Annotated in this window: 19 protein-coding genes; 16 read left to right on the forward strand and 3 right to left on the reverse strand. The window is 69.0% G+C overall.

The window, feature by feature from the left end:
* Window positions 1–39: 39 nt before the first annotated feature.
* The 8 genes from U2P90_RS02170 (at window position 40) to dprA (ending at window position 7,994) form a co-directional block, all read left to right on the forward strand.
* On the forward strand, window positions 40–1,149 hold the full coding sequence (locus U2P90_RS02170; RefSeq protein ID WP_322473607.1) for a thiamine pyrophosphate-dependent dehydrogenase E1 component subunit alpha: 1,110 nt from the start codon (window positions 40–42) through the stop codon (window positions 1,147–1,149).
* The gene (locus U2P90_RS02175; protein WP_322473608.1) at window positions 1,146–2,180 is read left to right on the forward strand and encodes an alpha-ketoacid dehydrogenase subunit beta; all 1,035 of its coding nucleotides are present in this window, start codon (window positions 1,146–1,148) and stop codon (window positions 2,178–2,180) included. Before U2P90_RS02170 ends, U2P90_RS02175 begins: the two co-directional genes overlap by 4 nt.
* Window positions 2,180–2,464, forward strand: a complete 285-nt coding sequence (locus U2P90_RS02180; protein WP_322473609.1) for a hypothetical protein — start codon at window positions 2,180–2,182, stop codon at window positions 2,462–2,464. The genes U2P90_RS02175 and U2P90_RS02180 overlap by 1 nt, the downstream gene beginning before the upstream one ends.
* Before the next feature lie 43 nt (window positions 2,465–2,507).
* Complete coding sequence (locus U2P90_RS02185; RefSeq protein WP_322473610.1) at window positions 2,508–4,043, forward strand: dihydrolipoamide acetyltransferase family protein; 1,536 nt, start codon at window positions 2,508–2,510, stop codon at window positions 4,041–4,043.
* 182 nt (window positions 4,044–4,225) lie between these two features.
* On the forward strand, window positions 4,226–4,684 hold the full coding sequence (locus U2P90_RS02190; protein WP_295819511.1) for a hypothetical protein: 459 nt from the start codon (window positions 4,226–4,228) through the stop codon (window positions 4,682–4,684).
* 52 nt (window positions 4,685–4,736) lie between these two features.
* Window positions 4,737–5,396 carry a response regulator transcription factor gene (locus U2P90_RS02195; RefSeq protein WP_322473611.1) on the forward strand — a complete coding sequence of 220 codons (660 nt, stop codon included), beginning with the start codon at window positions 4,737–4,739 and terminating at the stop codon, window positions 5,394–5,396.
* A gap of 21 nt (window positions 5,397–5,417) precedes the next feature.
* Entirely contained in the window at window positions 5,418–6,818 is a 1,401-nt protein-coding gene (locus tag U2P90_RS02200) for a sensor histidine kinase (protein ID WP_322473612.1), read from the forward strand.
* 114 nt (window positions 6,819–6,932) lie between these two features.
* Window positions 6,933–7,994, forward strand: coding sequence for a DNA-processing protein DprA (dprA, locus tag U2P90_RS02205; protein WP_295823393.1), 1,062 nt, complete (start codon window positions 6,933–6,935; stop codon window positions 7,992–7,994).
* Between the two features lie 22 nt (window positions 7,995–8,016).
* On the opposite strand, the gene U2P90_RS02210 is transcribed toward dprA, so the two are convergent.
* On the reverse strand, window positions 8,017–8,304 hold the full coding sequence (locus U2P90_RS02210) for a hypothetical protein (RefSeq protein ID WP_295823385.1): 288 nt from the start codon (window positions 8,302–8,304) through the stop codon (window positions 8,017–8,019).
* 17 nt (window positions 8,305–8,321) lie between these two features.
* On the opposite strand from U2P90_RS02210, the gene U2P90_RS02215 reads away from it, so the two are divergent.
* The 5 genes from U2P90_RS02215 to pyk all read left to right on the forward strand — a co-directional run bounded on the left by U2P90_RS02215 (window position 8,322) and on the right by pyk (window position 15,341).
* Entirely contained in the window at window positions 8,322–9,281 is a 960-nt protein-coding gene (locus U2P90_RS02215; RefSeq protein ID WP_322473613.1) for an NAD-dependent epimerase/dehydratase family protein, read from the forward strand.
* 127 nt (window positions 9,282–9,408) lie between these two features.
* A complete protein-coding gene (dnaA, locus tag U2P90_RS02220; protein ID WP_380102297.1) occupies window positions 9,409–10,764 on the forward strand; it encodes a chromosomal replication initiator protein DnaA in 1,356 nt (451 codons plus the stop codon).
* A 361-nt stretch (window positions 10,765–11,125) separates the two neighbouring features.
* Window positions 11,126–12,208 carry a DNA polymerase III subunit beta gene (gene dnaN / locus U2P90_RS02225; RefSeq protein ID WP_295823077.1) on the forward strand — a complete coding sequence of 361 codons (1,083 nt, stop codon included), beginning with the start codon at window positions 11,126–11,128 and terminating at the stop codon, window positions 12,206–12,208.
* A 298-nt stretch (window positions 12,209–12,506) separates the two neighbouring features.
* The gene (gene eno, locus U2P90_RS02230; RefSeq protein ID WP_322473614.1) at window positions 12,507–13,778 is read left to right on the forward strand and encodes a phosphopyruvate hydratase; all 1,272 of its coding nucleotides are present in this window, start codon (window positions 12,507–12,509) and stop codon (window positions 13,776–13,778) included.
* Window positions 13,779–13,892: 114 nt separating this feature from the next.
* Entirely contained in the window at window positions 13,893–15,341 is a 1,449-nt protein-coding gene (gene pyk / locus U2P90_RS02235) for a pyruvate kinase (protein WP_322473615.1), read from the forward strand.
* Window positions 15,342–15,692: 351 nt separating this feature from the next.
* On the opposite strand, the gene tyrS is transcribed toward pyk, so the two are convergent.
* A complete protein-coding gene (gene tyrS, locus U2P90_RS02240) occupies window positions 15,693–16,937 on the reverse strand; it encodes a tyrosine--tRNA ligase (RefSeq protein WP_322473616.1) in 1,245 nt (414 codons plus the stop codon).
* Window positions 16,938–17,285: 348 nt separating this feature from the next.
* On the reverse strand, window positions 17,286–17,618 hold the full coding sequence (locus U2P90_RS02245; RefSeq protein ID WP_322473617.1) for a hypothetical protein: 333 nt from the start codon (window positions 17,616–17,618) through the stop codon (window positions 17,286–17,288).
* Window positions 17,619–17,781: 163 nt separating this feature from the next.
* Between U2P90_RS02245 and U2P90_RS02250 the strand changes: the two genes are divergently transcribed.
* From U2P90_RS02250 to U2P90_RS02260, 3 genes are read left to right on the forward strand one after another with little or no spacing between them, the layout of a single operon-like run.
* A complete protein-coding gene (locus tag U2P90_RS02250) occupies window positions 17,782–18,339 on the forward strand; it encodes an MOSC domain-containing protein (protein WP_322473618.1) in 558 nt (185 codons plus the stop codon).
* 54 nt (window positions 18,340–18,393) lie between these two features.
* A complete protein-coding gene (locus U2P90_RS02255; RefSeq protein ID WP_295821311.1) occupies window positions 18,394–18,963 on the forward strand; it encodes a YqhA family protein in 570 nt (189 codons plus the stop codon).
* On the forward strand, window positions 18,950–19,627 hold the full coding sequence (locus U2P90_RS02260) for a tRNA (adenine(22)-N(1))-methyltransferase TrmK (RefSeq protein WP_322473619.1): 678 nt from the start codon (window positions 18,950–18,952) through the stop codon (window positions 19,625–19,627). The genes U2P90_RS02255 and U2P90_RS02260 overlap by 14 nt, the downstream gene beginning before the upstream one ends.
* Window positions 19,628–19,672 lie beyond the last annotated feature (45 nt).

Below are 19,672 nucleotides of genomic sequence, written 5' to 3' on the forward strand. Positions count from 1 at the left end.
TCGTGCCGCGCCGGGCCGCCGTAAGGAGGCGTTCCGCCCGTGATTGAAGTCCATACGCCCGACCCCATCCGGTACGTGAACGAGGACGGCCAGCCAGTGCAGGCGCTGCCCGGCCGGTTCACGCCGGAGCTGCTGCGCGAGCTGCACCGCGAGATGCTGCGTGCGCGGGAATTCGACCGCAAGCTCATCACCCTGCTGCGCCAGGGCCGCACCACGTTCTATGCGCAGTCCACCGGCATGGAGGCGACCCAGGTGGGCCTGGCCCGCTCGATCCGTCCCGGTCACGACTGGGTGTGGCCGTACTACCGGGACCACACCCTGGGGCTGGCCATGGGCGTACCGATGTACGAACTGATCAGCCAGTGCCTGGGCACCAACTCCGATCCCAGCCGGGGCCGGCAGATGCCGCACCACTTCGCTTCGGCGGCCCTGAAATTCGTGTCGATCTCCTCGAGCATCGCGTCGCAGGTGCCGCCGGCCGCCGGCAGCGCCATGGCACAGAAATATCTGGGCACCGACGAGATCACCGTCTGCACCTTCGGGGACGGTGCCACCAGCGAGGGCGACTGGCACGCCGGGATGAACATGGCAGGCGTGGCCCAGGCCCCCTGCCTGTTCGTGTGCGAGAACAACCAGTGGGCGATCAGCACGGGTGTGCGGCAACAGACGGCCAGCGAGACCATCCACGTCAAGGCGCGCGCCTATGGCATGCCCGGCTATTACGTGGACGGCAACGATATCGTGGCCGTCATGGAGGTCATGACCCACGCGGCCGCGCACGTCCGGGCCGGCGACGGCCCCGCCCTGGTGGAGTGCCTGACCTACCGCGTCGGCTCTCACAGCAACGCCGACGCGGACGCCGAGAAGCACTACCGCACGCGCGACGAGGTCAGCGCATGGGTGGGCCGTGATCCGATCGTGCGTGTGGAGCGGCTGCTGGAGCACCTGGGCCACCCGGTCAGCAGTGAGGAACGCGCCGACCTGATCGCCCGGACACACCGGGAGGTCGATCAGGACGTGCTGCGGGCAGAGGCGACCGGCCAGCCGGACTGGAAGATCATGTTCGAGGACGTCTATGCCGACCTGCCCTCGCACCTGCGCACCCAGGCGGCTGCGCTGCGGGCAGAGCAGGACGGAGGCCGCGCATGACCGCCACGCAGGATCGCCAGTCAACGGATACGCCCACCCCAGGCACGACCGGGGAGCCCCGCACCATCAACCTGATCCAGGCCGTGACCGAGGCCCTGGCCGAGGAACTGGAGCGCGACCGCCGGGTCGTCCTGTTCGGGGAAGATGTCGGAGCACGCGGCGGCGTCTTCATGGCGACAGCCGGCCTCCAGGCCCGCTTCGGAAAGGAGCGGGTGTTCGACACCCCGCTGTCCGAGGCGAGCATCGTGGGCGCGGCGGTCGGCATGGCGGCGCGGGGATTGAGGCCGGTCGCGGAGATCCAGTTCGCCGACTACATGGGGCCGGGCTTTGACCAGATCATCAGTCAGGCGGCGAAGCTGCGCTACCGCAGCGGCGGGCAGTTCACGTGCCCGCTGGTGATCCGCACGCCGTCGGGCGGTGGAGTCAAGGGCGGGCACCACCACAGCCAGAGCCCGGAGAGCTACTACACCCACACGCCGGGCCTGAAGGTCGTGATGCCCAGCACGCCCTACGACGCCAAGGGCCTGCTCAAGGCCGCGATCCGGGGCGAGGATCCCGTGATCTACTTCGAACCCAAGCGCCTGTACCGCGCCGCCAAGGGCGAGGTGCCTGCCCACGACTACACCGTCCGCATCGGCGAGGCGGCCATCCGCCGCGAGGGCAGCGACCTCACCCTGATCGGCTACGGGGGCGTGATGCCCGACGTGGAACGTGCCGCCGAGGCGCTGGGGGCCGAGGGCGTGAGCGCCGAGGTCATCGACCTGCGTTCCCTGGTGCCGTGGGATCAGGAGGCCGTGGTCGGCTCCGTGCAGAAGACCGGCCGGGCCGTGCTGGTCAGCGAAGCCCCGCGCACCGGCAACTTCATGGGCGAGGTCGCCTACGTGATCCAGGAACGCGCCTTCGACTCGTTGCGGGCGCCGGTGGGGCAGGTGGCCGGCTTCGACACGCCGTATCCCTACGTGCAGGACAAGGTGTACCTGCCGGGGCCCAACCGCATCCTGGCCGCGTGCGTGCGGGCCCTGAACTACTGATGCGCGCACCGAAGCGTCCCCGGCCCAGCAGGGGAGGGGAGAGGCCACCGGTACAGCTCGACCTGCGCCGCATGGTGCTCGGCCCGGTGGGGCTGGCGCTCGGCTTTGCGCTGTACGCCGCCACGGGCCGGGTGCCGCAGCCGTGGCAGGACGTGTTGATCGGCGCGATGTTCGCGCTGCTGGGAATCTCGGCGTTCGTGTATGCCCGTGGGGAGCGCTGGATTCAGGGACTGGGCGGCGTGCTGATCGTGTACGGCCTGCTGCGCGCGACCGTACTGCACTGAGCGGCCAGAGTGCATTGAACACCTATTCAACGGGAGAACCGACGTGAAAGAAGTGCTGTTGCCGGAACTGGCAGAGAGTGTGGTCGAGGGTGAGATCCTGAAGTGGCTCGTCGCCGAAGGAGACACGGTCGCGCTGGAGCAGCCGCTGTGCGAGGTCATGACCGACAAGGTGACCGTGGAACTGCCCAGCCCGGTGGCGGGCATCCTGACCCGGCGGCTGGCCCAGGAGGGAGATGTGGTGCCGGTTCACGCCGCCATCGCGGAGATCGACGAGACTGGCGGCGCAGGCAGCGGTGACACCGCCCCGGCACCCACCCAGGCGATCCAGGACAGTGCCGGCAACGCCGAGCGTGTGGGCCTGCCGGTGCAGGCCCAGGAGGAACGCGAGGCCGTGGCCGACGTGGGCGGCAGCATCGTGGAAGCCGGGCACCTGGCCGGGAAGGGCGACGACGACTCGACCAGCCTGTTCCGCGCCTTCTCGTCCGACGAGGCCGTGAAGGTGCAGGGGCTGGGGGCCCGCAGCGGCAGCGGAGCGCCCGGCAGCTCCACCGCCGGCACGGGCGTGCTGGAGAGAGAGCCGGTGAACGCCCGTGCCGACGGCCGGGTGCTGGCTGTGCCCGCCGCCCGGCAGCTGGCCCGTGAACGCGGCATCGACCTGAGCCGCGTGCAGGGCAGCGGGCCGAACGGCCGGATCCGTGTGCAGGACGTCGAGGCGCACGGGGCAGTGGCTTTGGCACCCACGCCCGCGGCGACTCAGCCGGTTCCCGTGCCTGCCGCGCCGACCCCGGCCCCGGCACCCGCCCCGGCCGCACCGAAGTCCGGTGGCCTCCCCGTCCCACCCGTCCAGTACCGCACGCCCAAGGGGTACGAACATCTCGAAGACCGCGTGCCGCTGCGGGGGATGCGCCGCGCCATCAGCACGCAGATGCAGGCCAGCCACCTGTACACGGTGCGCACCCTGACCGTGGACGAGGTGAACCTCTCCAAACTGGTCGCCTTCCGGGCCCGCGTGAAGCCGGAGGCGTCGGCGGCCGGCGTGAAACTGTCGTACCTGCCGTTCATCTTCCGGGCGGTGGCCGTGGCCCTGCGCAAGTACCCCAGCCTGAACTCCTCCTTCGACGAGGCGAGCGGCGAGATCGTCATGAAGCGCTACTACAACGTCGGCATGGCGGTGGCGACCGATGCGGGGCTGACGGTGCCGGTGCTGAAGGACGTGAACCACAAGAGCATCTTCGACCTGGCCCGCGAGGTCACCGATCTGGCCGCCCGCGCCCAGGCCGGGAAGCTCCAGGCCGACGAACTGGCCGGCAGCACCTTCAGCGTGACGAATATCGGCTCCATCGGGGCGCTGTTCTCCTTCCCGATCATCAACGTGCCGGATGCGGCCATCCTGGGCGTCCACTCCATCCAGAAGCGGCCCATCGTGACCCCGGACGGCCAGATCGTCGCGGCCGACATGATGTACCTGTCGCTGTCCTTCGACCACCGGCTGGTGGACGGGGCCGAGGCCGCGCGGTTCTGCAAGGAGGTCATCCGGCTGCTCGAGGAACCTGACCGCCTGATGCTCGAGGCGCTGTAGGAACGCGGGATGGCCGGCCACCCTGCACCGCAGCAAGGTGAAGATCCGGATCACCCCCGGTCACGGGCGCGTCAGGTAGGGGCGCTAGCGTGGACGGCACGCAGGCCACGGTGGGCTGCGTGTGCGCTCCGGCCCGCTCCGGCCGACCTTTCCTCCACTGGAGAAGCAGGTACACTGCCATGATGATCCGCTCCGCCCTGCTTGTTCTCACCCTGAGCGCCCTGGCTGCCCCGGCCCAGGCACTCAAGATGAGCGTCTGGGATCGTGAACTCCAGACCAAGCTGGGCGACGGCGAGACCGTCGGGGGCGTCTTCACGGCCCGGCTGGTCGGCAACTACCAGGGCCCGGTCGTGGTGCTGTTCGCCCTCAGTGACGACGAGAAGCTGAGGGGCACGTACCCCACCCTCAAGACCCGCTATGACGGAGCACTCGACGACGGTCAGCTCAGCCTCCAGCTTCCGGCCGGTACAGACCGCGCCGCAGCGAACGGCCCACTCACCCTCGCGAAGTTCCTGAATCTCTACAAACTCAGGCTGACCCTCCAGCCCACCGGGGAAACCCTGAGTCTGCCGGGCCTGAAGGTCATTGCGCCGGCGGGAGCCCCGGCCTCGACGCAGGCCCCTGCCCGGCAGGGCAAGTAGCTCCGCTTCCGTCCGTTCCCGGCACGACGTGCCACCTTACAAGGAGACGCCCATGCTGGCCCAGATTCTCGTTGTCGAAGACGATCCCCACCTGGGGCCACTCCTGAAGGAGTACCTCTCGGCGGACTACCTCGTCCACCACGCCGCGACCCTGAAGGACGCGCAGGCGTGGCTGGGGATGCACACCGCCCAGCTGATCCTGCTCGACCTGAACCTCCCGGACGGGGACGGCCTGGATCTGGTGCAGGCGCTGCGGCAGTACTCCTCGACGCCGGTGCTGGTGCTCTCGGCGCGCAGCGGCGTGCAGGAGCGCGTGCAGGGCCTGAACGCCGGCGCGGACGACTACCTGACCAAGCCCTTCGCCATGCCGGAACTCGATGCCCGGATCACGGCGCTGCTGCGGCGCACGGCGGCCGGCACCGGGGTCAACCTGGGCAACACCAGCCTGTCCACCAGCAGCCTGCTGCTCACGGTGGACGACAAGGCCGTGAACCTCACCGAACACGAGGCCCGCATTCTGGAACTGATGATGCGCACGCCCGAGCGGGTGTTCTCCCGGGCCGACATCGAGTCACACCTGTACGGCTGGGAGACGCCCAACAGCAACAGCGTCGAGGTGCGGATCTCGCAGCTGCGCAAGAAGCTGGAGACCGCCAGCAGCGACCTGCGGATCCGCACGATCCGCAACGTCGGCTACGTGCTCCAGGCCTGAGATGACGGTCACGGCCCGGCCATGACGCCCCAGCCGCGCCCCCTGGCTCCCGCCGCGCCCCCACAGGTTCGGCCGGGGCCGGGGGGCGCAGCGCGTGCTCCGGGCCTGCCCTCGGCCACGGGCGCGTGGCGGCACTCCCTGCGCTTCCGGCTGGCGCTGACGTATTCGGCGCTGGCGCTGCTGATGATCATGCTGGTCAGTGCCGGCGTGGTCATCCTGCTGCTGTCGCGCATGGATCAGCAGTTCACGGACCGCCTGAACGAACGGGCCGACACCCTGGCCGAGGCGATCACCGGCAGTGGCCAGGGTCTGGGCCGCACGGCCAGCGGCCCGACCGCGTACACCATGCTGATCGACAAGAGCGGTCAGGTGATCGCCGCCAGCCCGATCCTGCGCGAGTACGACCGCTCGCCCTATCCCTTCGGGCAGCAGGGCCGGGTGGACATCCAGGACACCACGGTACGGGCGGTGCAGCGTCCGGTGGGGGATTTCGGCACGCTGTGGGTCGGCCTGCCGGAAGATGACCTGATCGCTGCGCGTGAAAGTGCCCTGAGCGCCCTGCTGATCGCCCTGGTCTTCACGCCGCTGCTGCTGCTGCTGGTCGGCTGGTGGGTCGGGAAACGCTCGCTGAGCGGGCTGGAGCACGCCGCGACCCTGGCCGACCGCCTGGATCCGACCCGCAGCCTGGACACCCTGCCGCTGCCCACGCGGGAAGACGAGGTGCACCGGCTGCTGAGCGCCCTGAATCGTCTGCTGGTGCGGATCGAGGCCGGACAGGCCCGCGAGAAGCAGCTGCTGGGCCAGATCGTGCACGAGCTGGGAGCACCCCTGACGGTGCTGAGGGCCAGCCTCGCCCGGGCCGGCGAGCGCACGGGAGACGCCGAGGTCATGCGGGCCTCCCTCGTCGCGGACGAGCTGACCTTCACCACGCAGGATCTGATGCAGCTGGCACGCGGGCAGCTGGAGATCCGTTTGGCGTGGCACTACATCCCGGCGACCACGCTGCGCGACCGGCTCGACCGGCTGGTGCCGGGCACGGCCTTCACCGGACAGTGGAGCGTGGGCATCCTGTGCGACCCGGATCGCCTGACCCAGGCGCTGCGCAACCTGCTGGCCAATGCCCGCCGCGCCGCCGGGCCGGACGGCACCGTGACCCTGAACCTCACCGAGACGCCCGAATGCCTGACCTTCACCGTACGCGACAGTGGGCCGGGTCTGCCGACCGACCTGGGCGAGCGGATCTTCGATCCCTTCGTGAGCGGATCCGGCAGTTCCGGACTGGGCCTGAGCGTCAGCCGGCAGATCGCGGCGATGCACGGGGGCACCCTGAAGGGGGCCAACCACCCCGACGGGGGGGCCCAGTTCATCCTCACCGTTCCCAGCGCCGCGCTGGCTGACGAGGAGGACGAGGAGGACACCTGAGACGCGTCGGGGGAGCATCACCCTCCCGGACGCGCCCTCCGGCCCCCGCGGCAGAGATCAGCGCTGTTTCCGTATGCTGACCCCGTGACCAGTCCTGCACCCGCCCCCGCCGAGATGGCCGATGAGCTGCTGGCCCTGCTGACGCTGCGATTCACGCCGCAGCTGGGGCCACGACGGATCGAGAGCCTGCGGCGGCACCTCGGCGGCGCGCGGCAGGTGCTGGCCGCCAGCCTGGCCGAGTTGCGTGAGGTGCCCGGCCTGGAGGTGAAGAGCGTGGCTGCCATCGGTGCTGCGAAGGCGGCGGAACTGGCAAGCGCCGAGCTGGAGAAGGCCGCCGGTGCCGGCGTGACCCTGCTGGGGCGCGGCCTGCCCGGCTACCCGGACGCCCTGGAGGCCCTGAGTGATCCGCCGCCGGTGCTGTGGGTGCTGGGCGAGCTACCGGACCTCCCGGCGGTGCCCCGCGCCATCGGGATCGTGGGAACCCGGGCCGCGAGTCCACACGCCCTCCAGCTGACCCGCGCGGTGGCCGGTGACCTCGCGCGGGCCGATGTGGTCGTCGTGAGCGGACTGGCGCGTGGCATCGACACGGCCGCACACACGGCCACCGTCGAGGCGGGTGGCGTGACGGTGGGGGTGCTGGGCAGCGGCGTGAACCACATCTATCCCAGCGAGAACGTGCCGCTGTCGCGCCGCATGACCGTCATCAGCGAGTACCCGCTGGGCACGCCACCCGCGCAGCACCACTTTCCCACCCGCAACCGCGTGATCGCCGCCCTGAGTGCCGGCTCACTGGTCGTCGAGGGCGAACTGAAATCCGGCTCGATGATCACGGCCACCCACGCGCTGGAGTGCGGGCGCACGGTCTTCGCCGTGCCGGGGCGCGCCGGCGATCCCCGCGCTGCCGGCCCCCACCGCCTGATCCGCGAGGGCGCGGTGCTCACCGAGTCTGCACAGGACATCCTGGACGAGCTGGGCTGGGGCGCGGCCCCCGCGCAGCCCCTGCCCACGCTGCCGCCGGATCAGGCCCGCACCTACGCTGCGCTGACGGCGCCCCTCACGCTGGACGATCTCCAGGCCGCGACCGGCCTGACCCTGCCCGAACTCCAGACCGCGCTGCTGATGCTCAACCTCCAGAGTCTGGCCGAGGAGACCGGCGGACGCTGGGCGCGGCGCTGACGGTGGTTCGGCAGGGTTCAGATCACAGGTGCTGCGGGCCGTAGTCCTTCTCCAGACTGACCTTCGGGGGGCCGGGAACGGTCACGCCCTCACGCTCCGGGGCCCCCAGGGCCTCCAGGACGTCCCGCACGCCCACCCGCAGCCGGCCGTGCTCCCCGACGGTGGCGCCCAGTTCCGGGTCGAGGGTCACGCTCCAGCCGCCGCCGTCCCACGGCACCTGCACGCGCAGCACCGTGCCGTCCTGCAGGGCCGCGAGTTCCAGGTCGTCGATGCGTACGCGGATCCGGCCATCGGTGAAGCGAACTTTCATGGGCGCAGAATACGGGCATGGACATCCTGATCCTGGGCGGGACACAGTTCGTCGGGCGGCACATCGTGGAGGCCTGTCTGACAGCGGGACATAACGTGAGCATCCTGACCAGGGGAAGATCTCACGACGACCTGCCCACCGCCGTCGAGCGGCTGCGCGGCGACCGGGCCAAGGCAGACGGCCTGGACGCCCTGCACGGCCGTTCCTGGGACGCCTGTGTGGACGTGAGCGGCTACGTCCCCCAGGCGGTGCGGGCCAGCGCCGAACTGCTGCACGACCGTGTGCAGAGGTACGTGTTCATCAGTACGGCCAGCGTGTATGCCGAACCCGAACGCCACCCGGTGCGCGAGGACGATCCGCTGCTGCCCCCGGCGGCCGAGGATGTCACCCAGGTCACGGGCGAGACCTACGGACCGCTGAAGGTCGCGTGCGAGGCGATCGTGCAGGACGTGTTCGGTGAGCGGGCCACCCTCCTGCGCCCGCAGATCGTGGCGGGGCCCCACGACCACACGGCGCGGTATCCCTACTGGGTGGATCGGGCCGCGCGGGGTGGCCGTGTGCTGGCCCCCGGCGACGGCACGGATCACGTCCAGGTCATCGATGGCCGCGATCTGGCCCGCTTCACGGTGGGGGTCGTGGAGAACCGCATCGGTGGCGTCTTCAACCTCGCGGGGCCGCGTCTGAGCTGGGCCGCATTCATGGACGTGCTCGGCATCGCTGAGCCAGTGTGGGTGCCGCGCCACGACCTCGACACCCATGACCTGGGCTTCCGCGAGCTGCCCCTGTACATCCCGGAGCACGACGCGCAGGGCGGCCTGATGGACATCGCGAATGACCGTGCCCGGCGCGCCGGCCTGACGCTGACCGATCCGGCCGTCACCGCGCGGGACACCCGGGCCTGGAGCGCAGGCGCTGGTCTGACCTATGCCCTGACTCCCCAACGGGAAGGAGAGATCCTGACAGCCGTCCAGCACTGAACGTCCCGCGGCGCCTTCTCTCTCCCGGAGTGGAGAGAGGGGGGTGGTATGCTACGCGCGCACAGAAACAGGTCAGCAGGCCGGAAGGGAGGTGCGCGTTATCTCGCAGGGCGAAATCTGGGCGGACGTGCTGGGGTACGTCCGCAGGAACATTTCAGAAGTCGAGTACCACACGTGGTTCGCGCCGGTGAAGAACCTGGGCGTGCAGGAGGGGTCGCTGGTGCTGGGCGTGCGCAACTCCTTCGCGCAGGAGTGGTTCCGCAAGCACTACCTGGAGCTGCTGGAGGACGCGCTGCGGTCTCTGGGCGCGGAGCACCCGCAGGTCAGTTTCCAGGTGCTGCCTGCGCAGCAGGAGGCCATGCTGCTGCCCAGCGATCCGCCCCCGCCCCCACCGGGCCGCACCCAGTCGGAGCGCTCGCAGGCCGCGCCCCCCGCCGACAACCGCAAGAGCCTCAATCCGAAATACACCTTCGAGAATTTCGTGGTGGGACCGAACAACAACCTGGCGCACGCGGCGGCCCTGGCGGTCGCGGAGTCGCCGGGCAAGGCCTACAATCCGCTCTTCATCTACGGGGACGTCGGCCTGGGCAAGACCCACCTGATGCACGCGGTCGGGCACTACATGGCCGAGCGCTTCCCCGAGAAACGCATCGAGTATGTATCGACCGAGTCCTTTACCAACGACCTGATCAACGCGATCCGCGACGACAAGATGACGCAGTTCAGGAACCGCTACCGCTCGGTGGACCTGCTGCTCGTCGACGACATCCAGTTCCTGGCCGGCAAGGAGCGCACGCAGGAGGAGTTCTTCCACACCTTCAACGCGCTCTACGAGAACCACAAGCAGATCATCCTCAGTTCCGACCGGCCGCCCAAGGACATCCAGACGCTGGAATCCCGCCTGCGCAGCCGCTTCGAGTGGGGCCTGATCACGGACATCCAGTCGCCGGAATTCGAGACGCGCGTGGCGATCCTCAAGATGAATGCCGAGCACAACCGCATCGACATCCCGCAGGAGGTGCTGGAGCTGATCGCGCGGCAGGTCACGGCCAACATCCGCGAGCTGGAGGGCGCCCTGATGCGCGTGGTGGCCTTCGCCAGCCTGAACAACGTGCCGTTCTCCCGCGCCGTGGCGGCCAAGGCCCTCAGCAACGTCTTCGCGCCGCAGGAAGTGAAGGTCGAGATGATCGACGTGCTGCGGCAGGTGGCGTCGCACTACAACATGCCGCCGGACGTGATCCGGGGCTCCGGCCGCGTGCGCGAGGTCGTCGTGCCGCGTCAGGTCGCGCAGTACCTGATCCGCGAACTGACCGACCATTCGCTCCCCGAGATCGGCCAGTTCTTCGGCCGGGATCACTCCACTGTCATGCACGCGATCAGCAAGGTCACCGAGGCGCTGGGCAAGGACGTGGAACTGACGGGCGCGGTGAACACCCTGCGGCGCAAGATGCAGGGCCTGGAAGATGAGGGTCTGGACACATAATGGGTGCACTTTATTCTTTTTCTTACGGAATAAGTTCCAGAACGCGTTCCAAAAGCGTGTGCGCAGTTTCACAAGCTGTGGATAACCCTGTGGATAAGCTGTGGATAACCCCGATTTTTCTGTGGACAACTGTGTGGATAACCCACCCCCCTGCGACCCCTGTGGATAACCAGCGTTTTTATCCACAGCTTATCCACAGCTTTCACCGACTTATCCACAATTTCGTCCACAGGCCAGACCTGCGCTGGGCGCGGCTCTAGGCCACTTTTCCACAGTTTCCACAGGCCCTATTACTACTACTACTATCTTTTTTAAGTCTAAGAACAGATAAAAGATAGGGATCCGGACAGTGAGGCGAGGTATGAAAGCGAACGTCACCAAGAAAACCCTGAGCGAGGGGCTCGGTCTGCTGGAACGGGTCATCCCCAGCCGCAGCAGCAACCCCCTGCTGACCGCCCTGAAGGTCGAGGCCACCGAGGCGGGGCTCACCCTGAGCGGCACGAACCTGGAGATCGACCTGTCGTGCTTCGTTCCGGCCGAGGTGCAGAGCCCGCAGGACTTCGTGGTGCCGGCCCACCTGTTCTCGCAGATCGTCCGCAATCTGGGCGGAGAACTCGTCGAACTTGAGATCAACGGCAGTGAACTCGCGGTGCGCTCCGGCGGCTCGGATTTCAAACTCCAGACCGGCGACCTGACCGCATACCCGCCGCTGAGCTTCCCCACCCACGCCGACGTCAGCCTGAACGCCGAGGAACTCGCCCGCGCATTTTCCAGCGTCCGCTACGCCGCCAGCAACGAGGCCTTCCAGGCGGTCTTCCGGGGCATCAAACTCGAACACCGCCAGGGCGGGGCCCGCGTGGTGGCCTCGGACGGCTACCGCGTGGCAATCCGGGATTTTCCCGCCGACGGTGACGGCCGCAACCTGATCATCCCGGCCCGTTCGGTCGATGAACTCATCCGGGTGCTTAAGGACGGCGAGGCCCGCTTCACCTATGGCGACGGCCTGCTGAGCGTCACCACGGACCGCGTCCGCATGAACCTGAAACTGCTTGATGGTGACTTCCCCGACTACGAACGCGTGATTCCCAAGGAGATCAAGCTGCAGGTCACGTTGCCGGCCACGGCCCTGAAGGAAGCCGTGAACCGCGTGGCCGTGCTGGCCGACAAGAACGCCAACAACCGTGTGGAATTCCTGGTGTCCGAGGGCAAGCTGCGGCTCGCCGCCGAGGGCGATTACGGCCGGGCTCAGGACACGCTGGACGTCACACAGGGCGGTGTGGAGCCCGCCATGAGCCTCGCGTTCAATGCCCGCCACGTGCTCGATGCCCTGGGGCCGATCGACGGTGAGGCCGAACTGCTGTTCTCCGGCTCCACAAGCCCCGCCATCTTCCGCGCCAGCGGTGGGGGCGGGTACATGGCCGTCATGGTCACGCTGCGCGTCTGAGGGGCCAGCCAGCGCCCGCACGGGCCAGCCGTGCCTGGACTCTGCACGTCCGTCACGACCACGCCTGCGCCACGGCCGGGACGCCCGGCGGCACAGCGGCGAAAGTTATCCACAGTTTTCGTACCTGTGGATAAAAAATGGGGATAACTTTCGATTCAGCCGGAATTTATGTGCGCCTCATCCGACTTAGACCGGCCGGGTCCGCTGCTGACGTCTGGCGCTTATAGTGTCAGAGATACACCTACTCGCTCCACCCGGCAGGCTCTGAGGGCGCGGGGTAGATACCCGGAGGTACACCATGAACATCGACAAAGTCATCGCCCGTGAAGTGCTGGACTCGCGTGGGAATCCGACCGTGGAAGCGGAAGTCCACCTCGACAGCGGTGCCATGGGCCGCGCCATCGTGCCCTCAGGGGCCAGCACCGGCACCCACGAGGCACTGGAGCTCCGCGACGGGGACAAGAACCGCTACCTGGGCAAGGGCGTGCAGCAGGCCGTGGCGAACGTGAACGACGTGCTGGGGAAGGCCATCGTGGGCCTGGACGCCAGCAACCAGTCAGGGATCGACGCCGCGCTGATGGATACGGACGGCACGCCCAACAAGGGCAAGCTGGGCGGCAACGCCATCCTGGCCGTGAGCCTGGCGACCGCCCGCGCCGCCGCCGACGAGCTGGGCACTCCGCTGTACCGGTACCTGGGTGGCAGCAACGCCAAGACCCTGCCGGTTCCGATGATGAATGTCATCAATGGCGGTGCACACGCCGACAACAGCGTGGACTTCCAGGAGTTCATGGTCATGCCCGTCGGTGCGCCCACCTTCCGCGAGGCCCTGCGCTACGGCGCGGAAGTGTTCCACACGCTCAAGAAGGTGCTGTCTGCCAAGGGCTACAACACCAACGTCGGCGACGAGGGCGGCTTCGCTCCGGATCTCAAGAGCAACGAGGAGGCGCTGAGCGTCCTGCTGGAAGCGATCGAGAAGGCCGGCTACGAGCCCGGCAAGGACATCGCCATCGCGCTCGACCCGGCCGTGACCGAGCTGTACAAGGACGGACACTACCACCTGGAATCCGAGGGCCGCGTTCTGAGCACCGGCGAGATGGTGGACTTCTGGGCCGACTGGGCCAGCCGCTACCCGATCGTGAGCATCGAGGACGGCCTGGCCGAGGACGACTGGGACGGCTGGGCGGCCCTGACCGCCAAGATCGGTGACCGCGTGCAACTCGTCGGGGACGACCTGTTCGTCACGAATCCCGAGCGGCTGCAGCGCGGCATCGACAGCAAGGTCGGCAACGCGATCCTGGTGAAAGTCAACCAGATCGGGTCGCTGACCGAGAGCATGGACGCCATCGAACTCGCCAAGCGTCACCACTACGGCACGATCATCTCGCACCGCAGCGGCGAGTCCGAGGATGCCTTCATCGCCGACCTGGCCGTCGCCACCAATGCCGGGCAGATCAAGACGGGCAGCGCCAGCCGCTCCGACCGGATCGCCAAGTACAACCAGCTGCTGCGTATCGAGCACGCGCTGGGCGACCGGGCCGTGTACCCGGGCCGCAAGGCCCTGAGGTGACGTGCTGAGCTCTGGGCTCCGGACGGCGAGCAGCACCGCCGTCAGAGCCCTGGGCTCACCGCTCATCGCCCCGCTGGAATTGCTTCCACCCCCCTCCACTGGAGTCCCCACGACATGAAACACTTCGACCGCGCCACCAAGATCGTCGCCACCATCGGCCCCGCCAGCCGCAGCCCCGAAGTGCTGGGCCGCATGCTGGACGCCGGACTGAACGTCGTCCGGATGAATTTCAGCCACGGCAACCCCGAGGATCACCGCCAGACCTACAACATGGTGCGTGAACTCGCCGCCCAGCGCGGCAGCGTGATCGGGATCCTCCAGGATCTCCAGGGGCCGAAGATCCGGGTGGGCCGCTTCGCCGAGGGCAGCGTGACGCTGGCACCCGGCGACCGCTTCATCATCACCATGGACGACATCGAGGGCACTGCCGAGCGCGTCAGCTCGACGTACAAGGGGCTCGCGCAGGACGTGCACCCCGGCATGGCCCTGCTGCTCGACGACGGCAACATGGCCCTGACCGTCGAGGGCGTGCGCGGCAACGACGTGACCACCCGGGTGGTCATCGGCGGCGTCCTGAAGAACAACAAGGGCATCAACGTCCCCGAGGCCGACCTGAGCGTGCCTGCCCTGTCCGACAAGGACGTGCAGGACATGGAATTCGGCGCGGAATTGGGCGTGGACTGGGTGGCGCTCTCGTTCGTCCGCTCCCGCGACGACCTGTTGCTGGCCCGCCACTACCTGTCGCGCTTCGGCAGCCGCGCCAAGCTGATGGCCAAGATCGAGAAGCCGCAGGCCGTCGACCGCTTCGAGGACATCCTGAAGGAGGTGGACGGCATCATGGTCGCGCGTGGCGACCTGGGCGTCGAGATGCGGGCCGAGCAGGTGCCCACCATCCAGAAGCGCATCATCCGCATGTGCCGTGAGGTGGGCAAGCCCGTGATCACGGCCACGCAGATGCTGGAGAGCATGATCAGCCTGCCGCGTCCCACCCGCGCCGAGGCGTCGGACGTGGCCAATGCCATCTACGACGGCACGGACGCCGTGATGCTGTCGGCCGAATCGGCGGCTGGCCTGTACCCGGTCGAGTCGGTCGCCATGATGGACCGCATCGCCCGCGAGGCCGAGGCCAGTGAGCATTACCACCTGATGCAGCAGCAGATGGTGATCGACACCGAACTCGCTCAGGACTCCATCGCCTTCGCCGCGTGCTCGATCGGCGAGAAGCTCGAGGCCCCGGCCATCGTGACCTTCACCAGCACCGGTGGAGCCGCGACCCGCATCGCCAAGTACCGGCCGTCCATGGCGGTGCTGGCCCTCACGCCCAACGAGATCACGCGCAACCAGCTTGCGCTGTCGTGGGGCGTCCAGCCCATGCTCAGCGAGGATCCGCGCGATACGGACGACATGGTGCGTATCGCCAACGAGGAACTCCGCAAGTCGGGCTTCGCGGATGTGGGCGACCGCTACGTGATCACGGCAGGGGTGCCCTTCGGCGTGCGCGGCACCACGAACATGCTGCGCGTGGAACGGCTGCGCGACAACGACCCGACCGGCCGCCGCTGACCCGCAGCGTCCGTCGCCCCTGGTGGAGCCGATGCTCTTCCAGGGGCGACCGATTGCTGGATTCCCCATAGTCAGGGTGCCGTCGGCGCCGCGGGAACTCCGTCCTCCATGTCATGGTCAGGTCAGTCTTTTTATCCACAGGGACGTGAACTTTCCACATCCGGCCTGTGGATAACTTCCTGGGACGGTTCCGCGGAAATGCTGTGCTGGACTGTGCACAGCTGGCCTGCGGTTATCCACAGGGGCCTGTGCATAACTCCGGAACGGCGTGTGCCGGGCGCTGACATCCGGGTGCCCGACGAGGGGTTGTGAACGTCATTCCTGGAACATCAGTCTGACGGATTTCCTGTGCTAGCCCCCCAGAACCACGCGGGCAAAACGGTCCTTGCCCTTCTGGATGACCACGCCTCCGTCCCGCGTCAGCTCATCGCGCGACACGCTGCCCTGCGGGTCGGTGTAGGTCTCGCCGCCCAGTTTCAGGCCCCGGTTCTGGATCAGCTTGCGGGCGGCACCGTTGCTGGGTTCCAGACCAGCCAGCACGACCAGTTTCGCCATGCTGATGCGCCCGGTGTCCATGCTGTTGTCCAGTTCTGCCGCCGGCACGGTCACGGTGGGGATGTTCTCGGGGATGCCGCCCCTGGCCACGGATCGGAACCGTTCCTCGGCGGCGTCCAGATCCGCTCCGGGGTGCAGGGCCGCCACGACCTCGCGGGCGAGCTCGCGGTGTGCGGCGACCGGATGCCCGGCCAGCAGTTCCTCGATGCGGGCGCGCGGCAGGTCGGTCAGCAGCGTGAAGTAGTTGTCCAGCAGGGGATCGGGCACCTTCATCAGTCCGGCGAACATGGCGTGCGGCGCGTCCGTCAGGCCGATGTAGTTGTCGAGGCTCTTGGACATCTTCTCGGTGCCGTCCAGGCCGACCAGCAGCGGCAGGGTCATGACCACCTGTGGCTCCTGGCCGTAGTCGCGCTGCAGGGCGCGGCCTACCAGGTTGTTGAACAGCTGGTCGGTGCCGCCCAGTTCCACGTCGGCCTCCAGCGCCACCGAGTCGTAGCCCTGCGTCAGCGGGTACAGCAGCTCGTGCACGGCGATGGGCACGCCGCCCTCGAAGCGCTTGCGGAAGTCGTCGCGTTCCATGATGCGCGCGACCGTGTAGCGGCTCGCGAGCCGGATCACGTCGGCGTAGCCCATGGGTTCCAGCCACTCGCCGTTGTAGCGGATCTCCAGCACCTCGGGTTCCTGGCGCAGGATCAGGCGGCACTGCTCCAGGTAGCTCCTGGCGTTCTCGCGCGTCTGCTCCAGCGTGAGCGGCGGGCGGGTCTTGGACTTGCCGCTCGGGTCGCCGATCATCGCGGTGAAATCACCGATCAGCATGATGACCTTGTGGCCCAGATCCTGGAACTGCCGCAGCTTGCGCAGGGGCACGGCGTGGCCTAGGTGCAGGTCGGGGCGGGTGGGGTCGGCCCCCAGTTTCACGCGCAGCGGCTGGCCCTTCCCCAGCTTGCGGCGCAGGTCGTCCTCGCTGACCAGATCTACCACGCCGCGCTTCAGGATCTCAATCTGCTCGTCCACCGGCACAGTCCAACGGATGTCACTCATGTCTCACTCCACAGAACAGAGCGGCGCACTCGGTCAGGGCCGGTGCGCCGCTCGGGGTTGGATTTCAGGTCACGACAGACGTTCCCCCCCTAGCGGCGGGGTCGATATGCACGTCGGGTCGGACGCCTCATGCCCCCAGGCTACCACGCCCCCACGGCTGGGCGGTCGGCGCGGCGGTGTCTGCGGCCCGGCCCCGTGGCGGGTGCTCTGGGTCACAGCGGTGTTCAGTTCCACCCCGGGGCTGAACAGCTGCCCCAGGGCTCCACGGAGGCCGCGGTCATGTCAGGGACTCGCTTCGCTCGGTTCAGAGGGATCCGGGGCGACCCTCAAGACCTCTGAACTCTGCTGTCAGTCCTGCCCTTCCGCGTACTCGCGGTCGAGGCGCTGGTAGACCTCCTCGTCGTTGTCGGGGCGGGGCGCGACCTCGTCCAGCGCGTCGCCGTAGCGGCCGCTGATGTCGATGGCCGGATCGCGCAGGCCGCGCCGGGCCGCCTCCGCGTCGCCAAGCCGCTGGGCGAGCGCGGCGGCGTGGTCGTCGAAGGTCACGTCGTCCAAGCCCGACGCGAGCAGGGCCCGCACGGTGTCCTCGGGCGCGAAGGTGACGTGCAGGATGTCGCGGTGCGCGGTCGGCTCGACGCGGTACGTGACGTTGGCGCTCAGCTGTTCGGTCAGGGTGGTCATGGGGAGCCTCCGGGGGGTGGGGGACTGGGCCGGGCCGGCCACCCCAGCCTTCCACCGGCACCCGTCCAGCGTGCCCGGTTCGGGTTGGGCGACGGTTAACCGCCCGCCGGTGCCCGGTGGCGTCCGGATGAACAGCCCGCCCCCCGCCCGCTAGCATGCGCGGGTGAAGACCATGCAGGAACTGCGCTCGACCTTTCCCCGCGCCGGCCGGGTGGACTGGATCGGGCTGCGCACCGCCCGCCGCGCCCCGGTGCAGGCCGTGGACGCCGTGGAGGTGCACCCCCTGGTCGGCCTCGTCGGCGACCACGGCAAGACCGTCCCACCCCGCCTGAAGGCCCTGACCGGCCAGCCGGGCGAGGTCGACCACGAGGTTCACGCGCCCCCGGTGCCCGGTGGCCGCGGCAAGCGGCAGGTCACCCTGATCCAGGCCGAGCACCTGCCGGTCATCGCCGCGCTGGCCGGCCTGGACGCCGTGACGCCCGAGGCGCTGCGCCGCAACATCGTCGTGAGCGGCGTGCCGCTCCTGGCCCTCAAGGACCGCCGTTTCCGCGTGGGCGACGTGGTGCTGGAGGGCACCGGCGAGTGCCACCCGTGCTCGCGCATGGAGGAGGCCTTCGGCGAGGGCGGCTACAACGCCGTGCGCGGCCACGGCGGCCTGACCGCCCGCGTGATCAGCGGCGGCACCGTCCGCGTGGGCGACGCCCTGGTGCCCCTGGACTGAACGTGGAGGGCGAGGGGCTGGGGTGAGGGCGCTCGCCCCGCTATGCTGGCCGGCATGGCCCGCGACCCCGCTCCCACGTCCGCCCTGGGCCGCACCCGCTCGCTCACGCTGTCCGGGGCCTTCGGCTTCACGCGCCTGATCGTGGAGCTCGGCGTGCTGAGCTCCTTCGCGTTCAGCCTCGCGCTGTTCATCGCCGCGATCGCGCAGGCGTACGTGACCATCCGCGCGGCGCTCGGCCGGCTGGGCGAGGCCGAGACCACCAAGACCCTGATCATCGCGGCGGTCGAGCAGGCCGACACCCTTCTGATCGGCATGGCGCTGCTGATCATCTCCTTCGGCCTCCAGGCGCTGTTCGTGGGCCGCGTGCGGAACGTGCCGCCGTGGCTGCACATCGAGTCCTTCGACGACCTCAAGCAGAAGCTGATCGGCATCGTGATCGTGGCGCTCGCCGTGAACTTCTTCAGCGTGGCGCTGGAGTGGAAGGGCGGGTCGGACGTGCTCGTGTACGGCGCGGCGATCGCCGCCGTGATCCTCGCGGTGGGCACCTTCTCGGTGATCCTCAGCCGCCAGGGGGCCGCGCGCGACGACACGCACCGCCTCCCGCCGCCCGATGCCCACCCTTGACGCCCGCCTGGAGGCCGCCCTCCACCTCATCCGCGCGGACGTGCACGCCGACATCGGCAGTGACCACGCGGCCCTGCCCGTGGAACTCGTCCGGCGCGGGCACGCGCGGCGGGCCGTGGTCGTGGAGCTCACGCCCGGCCCGCTGGCCGTCGCGCGGGGAGCGGTCGCCCGCGCCGGCCTAACCGACCGGATCGACGTACGCGCCGGCGACGGGTTCGCGCCCCTGGCCCCCGGCGAGGCGGACAGCGCGAGCATGACCGGCATGGGCGCGCGCACCATCCTGGGCATCCTGGCCCGGGCGGGGGAGACCGCGCCGCACGCGCTGGTGCTCCAGCCGAACGACGCGCCGGGCCTGCTGCGCGCGTGGGCGCTGGCGCACGGCCACCACCTCGTCGCGGAACGCCTCGCGGCGGGCTTCTGGACGTACCCCGTACTGCGCTTCGAGCGCTGTCCCGGCCCCGACCCGGCCTACGCCGGCCTGTCCCGGGCGGCAGCCGTGAAGTACGGCCCCCACCTGCTGCGCGCCGCCGACCCCCTGCTGCTCGCGCAGGTGCGCGCGGACGTGGCTCGCCTGACGCCCCTGGCCCGCCCCGGCCGCCCGGCCCAGGACGAACTGGTCGCCGCGCACGACGCCCTGGAGTGGTGCTCCAATCACAGGCAATAAAAAAGCCGCCCTCTTCGGCGGTGATAGGGAAAATATAGCGCGGTA

Source organism: Deinococcus sp. AB2017081 (genome assembly GCF_034440735.1).
Taxonomy (GTDB): Bacteria; Deinococcota; Deinococci; order Deinococcales; family Deinococcaceae; genus Deinococcus; species Deinococcus rufus.